The 14,412-nt window shown below is 62.4% G+C and carries 15 protein-coding genes and 2 pseudogenes; 13 read left to right on the forward strand and 4 right to left on the reverse strand.

The window, feature by feature from the left end; all coding sequences use genetic code 11:
• Window positions 1–95 precede the first annotated feature (95 nt).
• From NANH_RS0104645 to NANH_RS29240, 10 genes and pseudogenes are all read left to right on the forward strand, one after another.
• A complete protein-coding gene (locus NANH_RS0104645) occupies window positions 96–1,346 on the forward strand; it encodes a Zn-dependent hydrolase (RefSeq protein ID WP_027260977.1) in 1,251 nt (416 codons plus the stop codon).
• 161 nt (window positions 1,347–1,507) lie between these two features.
• Entirely contained in the window at window positions 1,508–2,962 is a 1,455-nt protein-coding gene (gene hydA / locus NANH_RS0104650) for a dihydropyrimidinase (protein WP_027260978.1), read from the forward strand.
• 73 nt (window positions 2,963–3,035) lie between these two features.
• A complete protein-coding gene (locus NANH_RS0104655) occupies window positions 3,036–3,818 on the forward strand; it encodes an ABC transporter ATP-binding protein (RefSeq protein ID WP_027260979.1) in 783 nt (260 codons plus the stop codon).
• 75 nt (window positions 3,819–3,893) lie between these two features.
• On the forward strand, window positions 3,894–4,808 hold the full coding sequence (locus NANH_RS0104660) for an ABC transporter permease (RefSeq protein ID WP_027260980.1): 915 nt from the start codon (window positions 3,894–3,896) through the stop codon (window positions 4,806–4,808).
• A gap of 88 nt (window positions 4,809–4,896) precedes the next feature.
• Complete coding sequence (locus NANH_RS0104665; protein WP_027260981.1) at window positions 4,897–5,742, forward strand: ABC transporter permease; 846 nt, start codon at window positions 4,897–4,899, stop codon at window positions 5,740–5,742.
• Between the two features lie 52 nt (window positions 5,743–5,794).
• Window positions 5,795–6,781, forward strand: coding sequence for an ABC transporter substrate-binding protein (locus NANH_RS0104670; RefSeq protein ID WP_027260982.1), 987 nt, complete (start codon window positions 5,795–5,797; stop codon window positions 6,779–6,781).
• A 156-nt stretch (window positions 6,782–6,937) separates the two neighbouring features.
• A complete protein-coding gene (locus tag NANH_RS0104675; protein ID WP_027260983.1) occupies window positions 6,938–7,651 on the forward strand; it encodes an ABC transporter permease in 714 nt (237 codons plus the stop codon).
• Entirely contained in the window at window positions 7,644–8,387 is a 744-nt protein-coding gene (locus NANH_RS0104680; protein ID WP_027260984.1) for an ATP-binding cassette domain-containing protein, read from the forward strand. Before NANH_RS0104675 ends, NANH_RS0104680 begins: the two co-directional genes overlap by 8 nt.
• A 25-nt stretch (window positions 8,388–8,412) precedes the next feature.
• The gene (locus NANH_RS0104685) at window positions 8,413–9,228 is read left to right on the forward strand and encodes a substrate-binding domain-containing protein (RefSeq protein WP_027260985.1); all 816 of its coding nucleotides are present in this window, start codon (window positions 8,413–8,415) and stop codon (window positions 9,226–9,228) included.
• Between the two features lie 214 nt (window positions 9,229–9,442).
• Window positions 9,443–9,655 (forward strand): annotated as a pseudogene (locus tag NANH_RS29240) (DDE-type integrase/transposase/recombinase); the annotation flags it as partial.
• 72 nt (window positions 9,656–9,727) lie between these two features.
• On the opposite strand, the gene NANH_RS27795 reads toward NANH_RS29240, so the two are convergent.
• Window positions 9,728–10,270 carry a winged helix-turn-helix transcriptional regulator gene (locus NANH_RS27795; RefSeq protein ID WP_074920567.1) on the reverse strand — a complete coding sequence of 181 codons (543 nt, stop codon included), beginning with the start codon at window positions 10,268–10,270 and terminating at the stop codon, window positions 9,728–9,730.
• A gap of 39 nt (window positions 10,271–10,309) precedes the next feature.
• Here NANH_RS27795 and NANH_RS0104690 point away from each other — a divergent pair, with 39 nt between their 5' ends.
• From NANH_RS0104690 to NANH_RS29245, 3 genes and pseudogenes are all read left to right on the forward strand, one after another.
• Complete coding sequence (locus tag NANH_RS0104690; RefSeq protein WP_027260986.1) at window positions 10,310–10,690, forward strand: VOC family protein; 381 nt, start codon at window positions 10,310–10,312, stop codon at window positions 10,688–10,690.
• Window positions 10,691–10,811: 121 nt separating this feature from the next.
• Window positions 10,812–11,087 (forward strand): VOC family protein, encoded by a 276-nt coding sequence (locus NANH_RS25475; RefSeq protein ID WP_051372240.1) that lies wholly within the window; start codon window positions 10,812–10,814, stop codon window positions 11,085–11,087.
• 144 nt (window positions 11,088–11,231) lie between these two features.
• Window positions 11,232–11,593, forward strand: a pseudogene (locus NANH_RS29245) (transposase); the annotation flags it as partial.
• 327 nt (window positions 11,594–11,920) lie between these two features.
• On the opposite strand, the gene bioB reads toward NANH_RS29245, so the two are convergent.
• From bioB to NANH_RS0104715, 3 genes are all read right to left on the reverse strand, one after another.
• On the reverse strand, window positions 11,921–12,895 hold the full coding sequence (gene bioB / locus NANH_RS0104705) for a biotin synthase BioB (protein ID WP_027260987.1): 975 nt from the start codon (window positions 12,893–12,895) through the stop codon (window positions 11,921–11,923).
• The gene (locus NANH_RS0104710) at window positions 12,892–13,449 is read right to left on the reverse strand and encodes a biotin transporter BioY (protein WP_027260988.1); all 558 of its coding nucleotides are present in this window, start codon (window positions 13,447–13,449) and stop codon (window positions 12,892–12,894) included. Before NANH_RS0104710 ends, bioB begins: the two co-directional genes overlap by 4 nt.
• A gap of 83 nt (window positions 13,450–13,532) precedes the next feature.
• Complete coding sequence (locus NANH_RS0104715) at window positions 13,533–14,201, reverse strand: GntR family transcriptional regulator (RefSeq protein WP_027260989.1); 669 nt, start codon at window positions 14,199–14,201, stop codon at window positions 13,533–13,535.
• Between the last annotated feature and the right edge of the window lie 211 nt (window positions 14,202–14,412).

Consider the following 14,412-nt stretch of genomic DNA (forward strand, 5'->3'; position numbering starts at 1 on the left):
GCTTCTTGACTGTATACCGTGCCGTGATAGCGTCGGTTTGACCAGATGGTCAAATCATTCGAGCATAAGCGGGCAAATCCGCGGGGGAGAGAGAGATGGCGGCACCGGCCGAGAACCTGAAGATCAATGGCGAACGGCTGTGGGACAGCCTGATGGAGATGGCGCAGATCGGCCCCGGCGTGGCGGGCGGCAACAACCGCCAGACGGTGACGGACGAAGACGCCGAGGGCCGCGCCCTGTTTCAGAAATGGTGCGAAGCCGCCGGGTGCAGCATGGGGCTGGACCAGATGGGCAACATGTTCGCCCGCCGCGAGGGCTCTGATCCGGACGCGCTGCCGGTCTATGTCGGCAGTCACCTGGACACGCAGCCGACAGGCGGCAAATATGACGGTGTGCTTGGGGTTCTGGGCGGGCTGGAAATCATCCGCAGCCTGAATGACATGGGGATAAAGACCAGGCATCCGATCGTGGTGACGAACTGGACCAACGAAGAAGGCACGCGCTTTGCGCCTGCGATGCTGTCCTCGGGCGTGTTTGCGGGCGTCCACACCCAGGATTGGGCCTATGCGCGCGAGGATGCCGAGGGGCTGAAATTCGGTGACGAGCTGGCGCGGATCGGGTGGCGTGGCAAGGAAGAGGTCGGGGCGCGCAAGATGCACGCGATGTTCGAGCTGCATATCGAGCAGGGCCCGATCCTGGAGGCCGAGGGCAAGGAGATCGGCGTGGTCACCCACGGTCAGGGTCTGAGCTGGACCCAAGTGACGATCGTGGGCAAGGACAGCCATACCGGATCGACCCCGATGCCAATGCGTAAGAACGCCGGATTGGGCATGGCGCGGGTGCTGGAACAGGTCGAGGCGATTGCCTTGAGCCATGCGCCGCACGCCGTCGGAGCCGCTGGGCACATTGATGTATTTCCCAACTCCCGCAACGTGATACCGGGCAAAGCTGTGTTCACCGTCGATTTCCGCAGCCCGGATCTGAGCGTGATTGAGGACATGGAGGCGCGCCTGCGCATCGAGGCGCAAAAGATCTGTGATGACATGGGACTGGGGGTCGAGTTCGAAAAAGTCGGAGGCTTTGACCCGGTCACCTTTGACGAAACCTGTGTCGCTGCGGTGCGCAATGCCGCCGAGCGATTGGGGTACAGCCATATGAACCTGATTTCCGGCGCCGGCCACGATGCCTGTTGGATCAACCGCGTGGCACCCACCGCGATGGTGATGTGCCCCTGCGTGGACGGGCTGAGCCATAACGAGGCCGAGGAGATCAGCCCCGAGTGGGCCGCCGCCGGTGCCAACGTCCTGTTCCATGCGGTGGTCGAAACGGCGGAAATTGTGGAGTGAGGTTCGACGAGTTCATGAAAACACTTTCTTGGACATCACCAAGGGAGTGGCTGAGGCCCAAGATGAAACCTTGCTGTTCATTACGCCAGGTGTCGCTGAGGGAGAGCGACACACAGGGGTAATGACGGACCGCTAAATCCCGTCTCGGAGGAGGATATGAAATGACCACAGTCATCAAGAACGGAACCATCGTTACTGCCGATCTGACCTATAAGGCGGATGTGCTGATAGAGAGCGGAGTGATCGCCGAGATCGGCAAAGGCTTGAAAGGCGACGAGGAACTGGACGCAACTGGCTGCTACGTGATGCCGGGCGGGATCGATCCGCATACCCATCTGGAAATGCCGTTCATGGGCACCTATTCCAGCGACGATTTTGAAAGCGGCACCCGCGCGGGGCTGGCCGGGGGCACCACGATGGTGGTCGATTTCGCCCTGCCCAATCCGCAGGAGGGGTTGCTCGACGCGCTCAAGCGTTGGGACAACAAGTCGACGCGGGCCAATTGCGATTACTCGTTCCACATGGCGGTGACCTGGTGGGGCGAGCAGGTGTTTGACGACATGGAGACCGTGATCGAGGATCGCGGCATCAACACTTTCAAGCACTTCATGGCCTACAAGGGCGCGCTGATGGTGAATGACGACGAAATGTACGCGTCTTTCCAACGGCTTGCCGAGTTGGGCGGAATCGCCATGGTGCATGCCGAGAACGGCGACGTGGTGGCGGAACTGTCTGCCAAGCTGCTGGCGCAGGGCAATACCGGCCCCGAGGCGCATGCCTATTCCCGCCCGCCGCAGGTCGAGGGCGAGGCCACCAACCGCGCCATCATGATTGCCGACATGGCGGGCGTGCCGCTGTATGTGGTGCACACCAGTTGCGAGGACAGTCACGAGGCAATCCGGCGCGCGCGGATGCAGGGCAAGCGGGTCTGGGGCGAGCCGCTGATCCAGCATCTGACGCTGGATGAGAGCGAGTATTTCAACACCGATTGGGACCATGCCGCGCGCCGGGTGATGAGCCCGCCGTTTCGCAACAAACAGCATCAGGACAGCCTGTGGGCCGGGTTGCAATCGGGCTCTCTGAGCGTGGTAGCGACCGATCATTGCGCCTTTAGCACCGAGCAGAAACGCTATGGCGTCGGGGATTTCACCAAGATTCCCAATGGGACCGGCGGGTTGGAGGATCGTATGCCGATGCTGTGGACCCATGGGGTGGCAACGGGTCGGCTGACGCCGAACGAGTTTGTGGCCGTGACTTCAACAAACATCGCCAAGATATTGAATTGTTATCCTAAAAAGGGTGCCGTTCTGGTCGGAGCCGACGCGGATCTGGTGGTTTGGGACCCGGAGAAGGAAAAGACCATCAGCGCGGCCAGCCAGCAATCGGCGATCGACTACAATGTATTCGAGGGCAAACATGTGAAAGGGCTGCCCCGGTTCACCCTGACCCGTGGCCATGTGGCTGTGCATGATGGCGAGATCCGCACTCAGGAAGGGCATGGAAAATTCGTCAAACGTGAGGCCAACATGTCGGTGAACAGGGCGCTGAGCAGTTGGAAAGAACTGACCGCGCCGCGCCCCGTCGAGCGCACGGGAATTCCGGCAACAGGGGTTTGATAGCCTATCTATAAAGACAATTGAAAGCAACGGCTTGACTGGCAAGCATGGAGCCAAACATGACTGGGACAGAATGAGCGAAACAACGGTAGTCGAGGCGAAGAACCTTGATCTGACCTTTCCGACCAACGACGGCCCCGTGCAGGCGTTGAAAGACGTGAACCTGTCCATCGAAAAGGGCGAGTTCGTCAGTTTCATCGGGCCGTCGGGCTGTGGCAAGACCACGTTCCTGCGGGTGATGGCGGCGCTGGAGACGCCCACCGGAGGCACCATCACGGTCAACGGGGTCAGCCCCGAGGAGGCGCGCAAGAGCCGGGCCTATGGCTATGTGTTCCAGGCGGCGGGATTGTACCCTTGGCGCACCATTGCGGGCAACATCAAGCTGCCGCTTGAGATCATGGGGTTCAGCCGCTCCGAGCGGGACAGGCGCGTCAAGGACGTTTTGCAACTTGTTGATCTGGAAGGGTTTGGTGGCAAGTACCCCTGGCAGTTGTCGGGCGGCATGCAGCAGCGGGCCAGCATCGCGCGGGCGCTGGGGTTCGATGCCGATATCCTGTTGATGGACGAGCCGTTCGGGGCGCTCGACGAGATTGTGCGCGACCACCTGAACGAGCAGCTTCTGGCGCTGTGGGACCGGACCGGCAAGACCATCGGCTTTGTCACCCACTCGATTCCCGAGGCGGTATATCTGAGCACCAAGATCGTGGTGATGAGCCCGCGTCCGGGGCGGATCACCGATGTGATCGACAGTCCGCTGCCGCGTAAACGGCCGCTGGAAATCCGCGACACGCCGGAGTTCATCGAGATCGCCCACCGGGTGCGCGAGGGGTTGAGGGCGGGCCATGGCGATGACTGATTTCAGGGGTATGGCACGCGTACATACTGCGTACATATGCTGTACATACGCCGGTGCCGACCGCGGGGCGGCGGCATGAGGTCGGTTCTGCCGGTTCTGAGTGTGGTCGCGATGATCCTGGGGCTGTGGTACGCGGCCTGCCTGCCGATGAACATCAAGGGTGTGCTGACCGAGGCCGAGCGGGCCGGGGCGACCGTAACTCCGGAAGGCGGCAAGGCGCGGCGCGACATGTCGGAATTTGCCTTGCTGGTGGCCAACGGCTTTGCCATCCCCGCCACCTGGGCGCAGGAGCGGCCAAGGCTGCCGGCACCGCATCAGGTGGCAATCGAACTGTGGGACACCACGGTGATGAAGAAGATCACCAGCAAGCGCAGCCTAGTTTATCACGGCTGGGTGACGCTGAGTGCGACGTTGCTGGGATTTGTCATCGGCACCGGGTTGGGCATTCTGCTCGCCATCGGTATCGTGCATTCGCGGGTGATGGACATGAGCGTGATGCCCTGGGCCATTGTCAGCCAGACCATTCCGATCATCGCGCTGGCACCGATGATCATCGTGGTGCTGTATTCGATCGGCGTTCAGGGGATCGTCCCCAAGGCGGTGATCAGCGCCTATCTGAGTTTTTTCCCGGTGGTGGTCGGTATGGTCAAGGGGCTGCGCAGCCCGGATGCGATGCAGCTGGATCTGTTGCGCACCTATAATGCCAGCAACGGGCAGGGGTTCTGGAAGCTGCGGTTGCCCGCCTCGATGCCCTATCTGTTTGCCTCGCTCAAGATCGGCGTCGCCGCCTCGCTGGTCGGAGCGATTGTCGGCGAGTTGCCCACCGGGGCGGTATCCGGGCTGGGCGCGCGTCTGCTGGCCGGAAGTTATTATGGGCAGACGGTGCAGATCTGGTCGGCGCTGTTTGCCGCCGCGATCCTGGCGGCGGTGCTGGTCGGAGTGCTGGGGCTGATCGAGACGCGGGTGCTGAAACGGATGGGGATGACGTGATCGGCTCTGAGGCCATGCGGGGGCCAGCCCCCGTCGCCCAGGGGCGACTCCCCCGGGATATTTACGGCAAGAGGAAGGGCTGCGGGGCATGATATTGGTGGGTGTGGCGCTTTTGGTCTGGGGGCTGGGCTGGTGGGTGAATACCCGGCTGGCCGAAGGACCCCGCGCGCAGAGCCGCGCAATGCAATTGCTGGTGCCGGTGATCTTTGGCGCGACGATTCTGCTGGTCTGGGAGTTGCTGGTCCGCGGCTTGCAGGTGCCGCTGGTGATCCTGCCCGCGCCCAGTCTGATTGCGCAGCGATTCGCGGGCAGCCTGCCGATCCTGTGGGCCGATTTTGTCCAGACCATCCTGAAGGGCGCGTTGGGCGGTTATGTGATCGGCTGTGCGGCGGCGTTTGCCACCGCGATTCTGGTGGATCGCAGCGATTTCCTGCGCCGTGGCTTGTTGCCGGTGGGCAATTTTTTGGCCGCGCTGCCGATTGTCGGAACCGCGCCGATTCTGGTGATGTGGTTCGGATTTGACTGGCACAGCAAGGCGGCGGTTGTGGTGGTGATGGTGTTCTTTCCGGTGCTGGTGAACACGGTGGCCGGGCTGAACGAGACCAGCGCGATGCAGCGCGATCAGATGCGCACCTATGCGGCGGGCTATTGGCAGAGTTTCTTCAAGCTGCGCCTGCCCGCAGCGATGCCGTTCATTTTCAACGGGCTGAAGATTGCCACCACGCTGGCGTTGGTGGGGGCGATTGTGGCCGAATTCTTTGGCTCGCCCACTGTGGGCATGGGGTTTCGGATTTCGGCCAGCGTGGGACAATTGGCGCTGGATATGGTGTGGGCCGAAATCGTGGTGGCGGCATTGGCCGGATCGCTGTTTTATGGTCTGGTGGCGATGATCGAGAAAGCGGTGACCTTTTGGCACCCGTCGCAACGCAGTTAACCAAAGATCCCGGCGTGGGCCGGGCAAAACCAACCAACAGGGAGATGTACGGATGAAAAAGATACTGAGCGGAGCCACGCTGGCGCTGGCGTTGGGGGCGATGCCGGCCTTTGCGGCGGACGAGGTCAAGCTGCAACTGAAATGGGTTACCCAGGCGCAGTTCGGCGGCTATTATGTCGCCAAGGACAAGGGGTTCTATGACGAAGAGGGGCTGGATGTGACCATCCTGCCCGGCGGGCCGGACGTGGCCCCGCCGCAGGTGATCGCCGGAGGCGGGGCCGATGTGGTGGTGGAATGGATGCCCGCGGCGCTGGCGGCGCGGGAAAAGGGGTTGCCGCTAGTCAATATCGCGCAGCCGTTCAAACGCTCGGGCATGATGCTGACCTGCTGGGCGGATGTGGGCATAGAGACGCCGGAGGATTTTGCGGGCCATACGCTGGGCGTGTGGTTCTCGGGCAATGAGTTCCCGTTCCTGAGCTGGATGAACACTTTGGGTGTTGCGACCGATGGGGGCGAGACCGGGGTGACGGTGCTGAAGCAGGGGTTCAATGTCGATCCGCTGTTGCAGCGCCAGGCGGATTGCATCTCGACCATGACCTATAACGAATACGGCCAGGTGCTGGATGCGGGTGTGACCGCCGAGGAACTGGTGACTTTCAAATACGAGGATCAGGGTGTCGCGACGCTGGAGGACGGCCTGTATGTGTTGGAAAAGAACCTGGACGATCCGGCCTTTGTCGACCGGATGGTGCGGTTCGTGCGGGCCAGCATGAAGGGCTGGAAATATGCCGAGGAGCATCCCGAGGAGGCGGCCGATATCGTGCTTGAGAACGACGCGAGCGGCGCGCAGACCGAAGCACATCAGGTGCGGATGATGGGCGAAATTGCCAAGCTGACCGCAGGCAGCAACGGCGCGCTGGACGAGGGCGATTACGAGCGCACGGTGCAGACATTGCTGTCGGGCGGCTCGGACCCGGTGATCACCAAGGCGCCCGAGGGGGCCTGGACCCATGCGGTGACCGCTGCGGCGCTGAAGTAACGCAGCAGCGCTCATGGCTGAGCGGTTGCGCGGCTCCCTTTTGGGGGCCGCGTTTTTTTTCGCTGTTGGGGATGCGGCGTATCTTGGGGGATGACGGCCATGAGAATCCATGTCATATTTTGTTTGTGTTTCCATACTTGCTAAATTTGGTAAATAATGCAGGATTTTGCGCAAGAATTCACAACAGCGATGACTCTGATCCTGACAGGAGATTCCGAGTTGTGGGCAATTGTGCTGTTGTCGCTGCAGGTGTCGGTGATGGCCGTGCTGATTGCGGCGGTCATCGGCATGCCTTTAGGGGCGGCGCTGGCGGTCGCGCGGTTTCCGGCGCGGCGGCTCGTGATCGTCTTGCTGAACGCGCTGATGGGGCTGCCGCCGGTGGTGGTGGGCCTGCTGGTCTATCTGGTGCTGTCGCGGTCCGGGCCGCTGGGGGTTTTGCAGTTGCTGTATACGCCGACTGCGATGATCGTGGCCCAGGTGGTGCTGGTGATGCCGATCATCGCGGCCCTGACCCGGCAAACGGTCGAGACATTGGATGCGGAATATGCCGAGCAGCTGCGCAGCCTGGGTGTGTCGCGGCTGGCGTCGGTGCCGACGCTGTTGTGGGACGGGCGGATTGCGTTGGCAACGGCATTGTTGGCCGGGTTCGGTCGCGCCATCGCCGAGGTCGGCGCGGTGATCATCGTGGGCGGCAATATCAACCATGTCACGCGGGTGATGACGACGACCATCGCGTTGGAAACCTCGAAGGGGAATCTGGCCCTGGCGCTGGCCCTGGGGGTGATCCTGATCGGCATGGCGATCAGCGTGACCGGTTTGGTCAGCCTGTTGTCGCTGCGTCAGGAGGGCGAGGCGATGCGCCATGCGTGATCTGCCGGTTCTCGAAATGGGCCAACAGCCGATGATCGAGGCCGAGGGCCTGCGGATCGGGCGCAATGGCGAGCGGTTGCTGGATCTGCGCTATCTGGCGCTGGACGGGCCGGGGCCGACCCTGATCATGGGGCCGAACGGCGCCGGCAAGAGCCTGCTGTTGCGGTGCCTGCACGGGTTGATCGCGCCGGATGCGGGGCAGGTGCGTCAGGACGGTGTGCCGATCGGTGCAGAAAGCCGGGCGCGCCAGGGCATGGTGTTTCAGACCCCGGTGCTGCTGCGCCGGTCGGTGGCGGCCAATCTGGACTATGTGCTGAAACGCCACCGGCTGACACGGGCCCGGCGTCGGGCGCGGATCGAGGCGCTGCTGGCCGAGGGTGGGCTGGCCGGCAAGGGGCGGCAATCGGCACGCAGCCTGTCGGGCGGCGAAGGTCAGCGGCTGGCGATCCTGCGCGCGTTGGCAACCGAGCCGGATGTGTTGTTTCTGGACGAGCCGACCAGCGCGCTGGACCCGGCGGCGACGCAGGACATCGAGGCGATGATTCTGCGCGCTGCACGCCGGGGCACCCGTATCGTGATGGTCACCCATGACATCGGCCAGGCCCGCCGGCTGGGCCACGACATTGTGCTGATGCATCAGGGCCGCATTGCGGAACACAGTCTGGCGCACGATTTTTTTGACGACCCGCAAAGCCAGGCCGGACGCCGGTTTCTGGCCGGGTCGCTGGTTTTGTAACCCCTTGAATATTGGAGTGAAGGGAATGATCGGAACTTGGATCCGGGCCGGAGTTTTGGCCATAGGACTCGGTGCAACCGCGGCGGTGGCGCAGGAGAATTTCATCGTGGTGCAATCCACCACCTCGACCCAGAACTCGGGCCTTCTGGATGCGATCCTGCCCGAATTTCAGGAGCTGTCGGGCGTCGAGGTGCGGGTGGTGGCCGTGGGCACCGGGCAGGCGATCAAGAACGCGATGAACGGCGATGGCGACGTATTGTTGGTGCATGCCAAACCCGCCGAAGAGAAATTCGTTTCCGATGGCTGGGGCGTGTCGCGCCAGGACGTGATGTACAACGATTTTGTGCTGATCGGCCCCTCGGCGGACCCGGCAGAGATTGCCGGGGGCAAGGATATCGTGGCGGCGCTGAGCGCGATTGCCAAGGCGCAGGCGCCGTTTGCCTCGCGCGGGGATGACAGCGGCACCCACAAGGCCGAGCTGCGCCATTGGGGTGACACCGGCATCGACGTGGCGGCGGCGTCGGGCGATTGGTATCGCGAGACGGGGTCGGGCATGGGCGCGACGCTGAACGCGGCGACCGGCATGGGGGCCTATGTGCTGAGCGACCGCGCCACCTGGATCGCCTTTGGCAACAAGGACGGCATGGAGGTTCTGGTCGAGGGCGACCCGCGCCTGTTCAACCAGTATGGCGTGATCCTGGTCAACCCGGACAGGCATCCGGGTGTGAAGGCGGTCGAAGGACAGGCGTTCATCGACTGGCTGACCGGGGACGCGGGGCAGGCGGCCATCGCCGGATATACCCGCGACGGTCAACAGCTGTTTTTCCCCAACGCCAAATAAACCCAACCGCCCCCATCGGGTGACAGCCGCCATTGGCCAGTGTTGCGGCAGAGTGTGAGCGCTCTGCCGCCCAATCTATGTCTGGCCGCTTGTAACGCCCGACCCGGACGATCCCGCGCCCGGCCCGCGCCGTGGTTCCGGTCGCCCGAGGGCAGGTCTCGCGCCAGGCGATCTTGACCTTTCCGCCGTATTTGCCACGGTGGTGATCGCCTGACGGCTGCCGAATCATCGGATGGGCAATGGGCAGACAGCACAGCTGGTCATCGAGGCAATGGACATGGCTGTAACACAGCGCAAACCCGACAGCGTCATTCATCATGGCGACCAGGGATCGCAATACACATCCGTGGCCTTTGGCATACGCTGCAATGAAATGGGTGTGCGCCCGTCAATCGGATCAGTCGGAGATTGCCATGGCAGTGCGATTGCACTGCTCTCCAACCTTGGACCGCCGGAAGGTAGGTTTTTCCGGTTGTCTCACGATGACGGGCTGGTGACGCTAGAAAAAGCTAACTTCAGACGCGGCGACACTGCTTATCAATCCGCCAGTGTTGACAGCACAATATATAGATCTGGGTGGGCGAGCAGCCTCGTCAACGCTGCGCTCAACCCAGCGTCTAACTTCCATCGTCTTCAACGACTGCGACAGGGCGCGATCCGTAATCGTATGCAGGTTTCGTTTGATATCATTGAAATGACTCGGTCTGTGGAGCGCTGTCAGCACAGGCAGTGTCCATGAACGGCGAAGCAAATCCCGATCTTCTTCAGCGGTGACACTTTGAATTTTGCTGGCAATGGCGGCAGCAGAAACGCCAGGCTTTGTAAGGCGAAACTCTGGACGAAGCGGATGGCCATAGCCGGGGTTTCGTTCCAACAATCCCATTGAGATCAAGTGGTCCATGCTTTGCGCGAAAGCAGTCCTGCTCGCTCCGGTGGCAGCCAATAGCGGCGCTTGTCGCCCGGCAATGCCTGCGTGCAGGCTCGCCAGAATAGGAATGGCCCAAGCTCTTGACGTGGTGTTGACAAACGTTCTAATGTCCATAAAGTATAGTTAGTATAGATTTAATCATCAGGGAAGACCATGTCGCTTATTTCGTTGGGCAAGACAATCACTATCTCGCTTTCAGTCAAAGATCGCCATGCAAGTGCCGAGTGGTACAAAGGTATGCTTGGGTTTGAAGCAATCTATCATGCAGATGAGGCGGGGTGGTCGGAGCTTCAGACCAACACACAAGGGGTGACAATCGGTTTGGGCGAGCATACCAGGCCTGCGCCCGGTAACTGCGTTCCCGTCTTCGGTATTGCTGATCTGGATGCCGCGAGGCAAAAACTGGAACAGGCCAAAGTGAAATTTGATGGCGAAACCGATGTCGTTGAAGGGATGGTCAAAACGGCAACTTTCTATGACCCCGATGGGAATGCGATGATGCTTGCTGAGGACTTAACCGGCGGGGTAGACTGATGCGCGGTCTTCACGCAGTTTCTGCGGCCCTGTTGCTTACAACCGGTTTTGCCTCAGCCGAAAAGTCACTGTTGGGGGTCCGGTTTCATCCATTGTCGACGCAGAGGCGTGGTATCTCGGCTTGTTCGGCGCGGAGGTCGAGGTTTTAAGGCCCTTTCCCGGTGTCGTTGAGTTCAAAGTTGCGCCCGGTGTCTGGTATCAGATTTTCGAAACCGAAGATCACCAGCCTGCCGGGGCGGTAGTGAGGTTTCTTGTTGACGATATCGCCGCCACTCAGGCCATGTGGGCCGACGCTGGCATTGATACCGGCGACGCAATTCAAGTACCAAGTGTTGTGACGTATTCAGAATTTAGCGATCCTGACGGGAATGCCTTTGGGCTGTATGAGTTGCCATAGGCGCGCAGGCTTACCTACCTTTTCCGGTCGTTTGAGCGCCCAGCGGCATTGGTCAAGAAGGATGCTTTGATCACCATCGCGGCTTTGTTGCACAAATAGCGTTCCGGGATTCATCTCACGAATCCAGAATGATAGCTGAAGGCTATGAGCAGTTGGGTCCCTTCGACGTACAAGACCACGAACTGGCCGGCTTACAATGACGCACTGAGGCGGCGCGGATCGCTGACCGGCAACACATGTCTTCGTGTGTGAGAGGTTGGTTTGATCCTAAGATGGTCAGGACGCCTCGACCGACCTGCAAGTGCCATCGGCAACAGTCTTTCAGCGATGAAGCGGTCCCGGCCTGGCTGACGATAAAGGTTCTCTTTGGCGTGTCTCTGAGACAGGCGACCGGGCTCGCCGAGAGCCTCTTGCGGCTGGTCGGGTTGGACCGGGCGGTGCCCGATTTCAGCACCTTGTGCCGCCGCCACCAAACGTTGAACGTCAGCCTGCCGTATCGTGGTGCCTCGGTGCACTCGCTGGCTCTCAACTCTTGATTGGTTTGGCCACATGCTTGCGGCGCTCTCCGGTCACACGCCAAACATCGAGCTGGCAGACGGTCAGCCGGAAGGTGTTGCCCTCGGCGACGCCCGTCTCGGTTAGGTCCACGGTCCAGATGTTCTCGGCCGCCGCGCCCGCAGGGTGCGGCGGGATCTGCTGGCGGGGCTGCCGGGGGATCCGCTCGCCGGGCGTGCCGCCCTCGAACTGCCGGTCGGGGGGCTTCGCTGTGGCTGCGCTGCGCGGGTGTTCCGGCAGGGATCTGGGCCGAGCGCGCGGGGCAGGCGGGGCTGAGCCTATTCCGCCGCGACCCCGGCGCGGTTCCGCGCGGGGGCGACATGCATCCCCAGCCGCGTGAGCAGGGCCCGATCCTTCCACGCCTCCGGGTTGCCGGTGGTCAGCAGCTGGTCGCCCACGAAGATCGAATTCGCGCCCGCCAGGAAGCACAGCGCCTGCAGCTCGTCGCTCATTCCCGTGCGCCCGGCGGACAGGCGCACGACCGAGGCGGGCATCAGGATGCGGGCCAGCGCCACGATACGCACCAGCGCGAAGGGATCGATCTCCTGTGCGCGCTCCTGTACGGGCACGCCCTCGATCTCGTTCCACAGGTTCACCGGCACGCTGTCGGGATGTGCGGGGAGCGTGGCCAGCGTCACGAGCATGACGATCCGGTCCTCTTCGGTCTCGCCCATGCCAAGGATACCGCCGCAGCAGACCCTGATGCCGCCCTTGCGGACCTGTGCGACGGTGTCCAGACGATCCTCCATCGTGCGGGTGGTCGCGATCTGCGCGTAATAGTCTGGCGAGGTGTCGATGTTGTGGTTGTAGAAATCCAAGCCCGCCGCCTTGAGCCGTGTGACCTGATCGGGATTGAGCATGCCCAGCGTCATGCAGGTTTCCAGTCCCAGATCGGCCACACCCCGCACCATGTCGCACAGCTTATCCATGTCGCGATCCTTGGGGCCGCGCCAGGCGGCGCCCATGCAGAAGCGCTGCGCGCCGGCGGCCTTGGCGCGTCTGGCGGCTGCAAGAACCTCCCCAGTGCCCATGAGCTTGGTGGCCTTCACGCCCGTCTCGTGATGAGCGGATTGCGAGCAATAGCCGCAATCCTCGGGGCAGCCGCCGGTCTTGATGCTGAGCAAACTCGCGGTCTCGATCGCATTGGGATCGAAGTGGGCGCGGTGGAGCGTCTGGGCGCGGTGCAAGAGGTCGGGAAAGGGCAGGGCGTGGATCGTCCTGGCCTCCGCCGTGGTCCAGTCGGTCCGGATCATTGCGCAAGCCTCCCGAGGCGGGCGAGGCCTGTGATCAGCCCCGAGGCCAGCGCCAGCTTGACCAGATCGCCGAGGATAAAGGGCGTAAAGCCCGCCGCCAGCAGCGTTTGTGCCGGGACGAAGGTGGCGAGCCAGGCGAGGCCGAGCGCATAGACCACGGCGAGACCAGCGAGCATCGCCAGGACGCGTCCGATCAGTCCGCGACCCTGAGCCAGCCAGCCGGTGAGCCCCGCACCCAGCAGGTAGCCCGCGAGGTAGCCGCCGGTGGGCCCCGCCATGTAGGCCAGCCCGATGCCGCGCTCCGGTGTGCCCGAGAAGACCGGCAGACCCAGCGCTCCGGCGGTCAGGTAGGCGGCCATCGCCGCCAGGCCCAGCCGAGGCCCGAGCGCGGCGGCGAGCAAGAACACCGCCAGCGTGTGCAGTGTCATCGGCACCGGCCAGAACGGGATCTGGACCTTGGCACCGAGCGTGATCAGCAGGGCACCGCCAAGCGCGATCCCGATGCCGCGCCAGAGCGCGGCGGGGCGGGTCAGGGACGGGTCGAGAAATGCCATGAGTCTGTTCTCCGGAGATAGGAATCTAATCTATCTATGATTACGAAGGTTGCGCGGGCTTCGGCAATCAGGATTATAGATAATCACCCGGGAATCTCGTAAGTCTCTCTTGCGTCAGTATTCTTCACCGAAGGTTTGCGCTTGCCGATCCATCCGACATGGCGGGTGAGCGTGGCGCAGGCGAGATCGGTCTGACCCTTGCGCAGGGCCTCGAGAATGGCGCGGTGATCGTGGTCGGTGCGCGCCTCCCAGTCCCGGCGCCAGGCAGCGAAGAGGAAGCGCGCGCTGGCCGCCTGCAGGTCGTCGATGGTCCGCAGGAGACGCGGCATCCGGCAGGGCGCGAGGATCACCCGGTGGAAATGGCGGTTCGCCGCCTCCCAGTCGCGGACATTGCTCGCGCTGTCGCCGTGGCGCGTAACCTCTTCAGCTTCCTGAAGAATGGCGCGTGTCATGTTGGGGGCGGCATGGCGCAGGGCAAGGGATTCGAGGCTGGAGCGCATCTCGGCCACTTCGCGCAACTCGGCCACGTCGAACTCGGTGACGCGAAAGCCGCGCCGCGGTTCGCTCTCGGCCAGACCCTGCGTCTGCAATTCGCGGAAGGCTTCGCGCACGGGGACGTGGCTGGCACCGTACTCGATGGCGATGCGATCCTGTCGTAGCCGCGCGCCGGGCGGGATCTCGCCCGAAATGATACGCTCGGCGAGGGCGCGCGCGATGCGGGCGGACTGGGTCTGTTCAGGGGCGCGTTTCATAAATCATAGATAATTCAGAGCGCACCGCCTGTCGATACCATTGATGTGCTTGCCGTTTGATTGGACATCACCGCGTGCCCGTAACGTTTGGCAAGCTTTGGAGGCCCAGGCAGCCCTTGGCCGCTATGTTCGGAAGTCTCAATTGGTCAAAGCCATCCGGACCAACGCGCCTTCCTTGCTTCGGAGGTGGGCCAGTAAGACGGAAGGTGAT

It is taken from the genome of Sedimentitalea nanhaiensis DSM 24252, assembly GCF_000473225.1.
In the GTDB taxonomy this organism is placed as follows: domain Bacteria; phylum Pseudomonadota; class Alphaproteobacteria; order Rhodobacterales; family Rhodobacteraceae; genus Sedimentitalea; species Sedimentitalea nanhaiensis.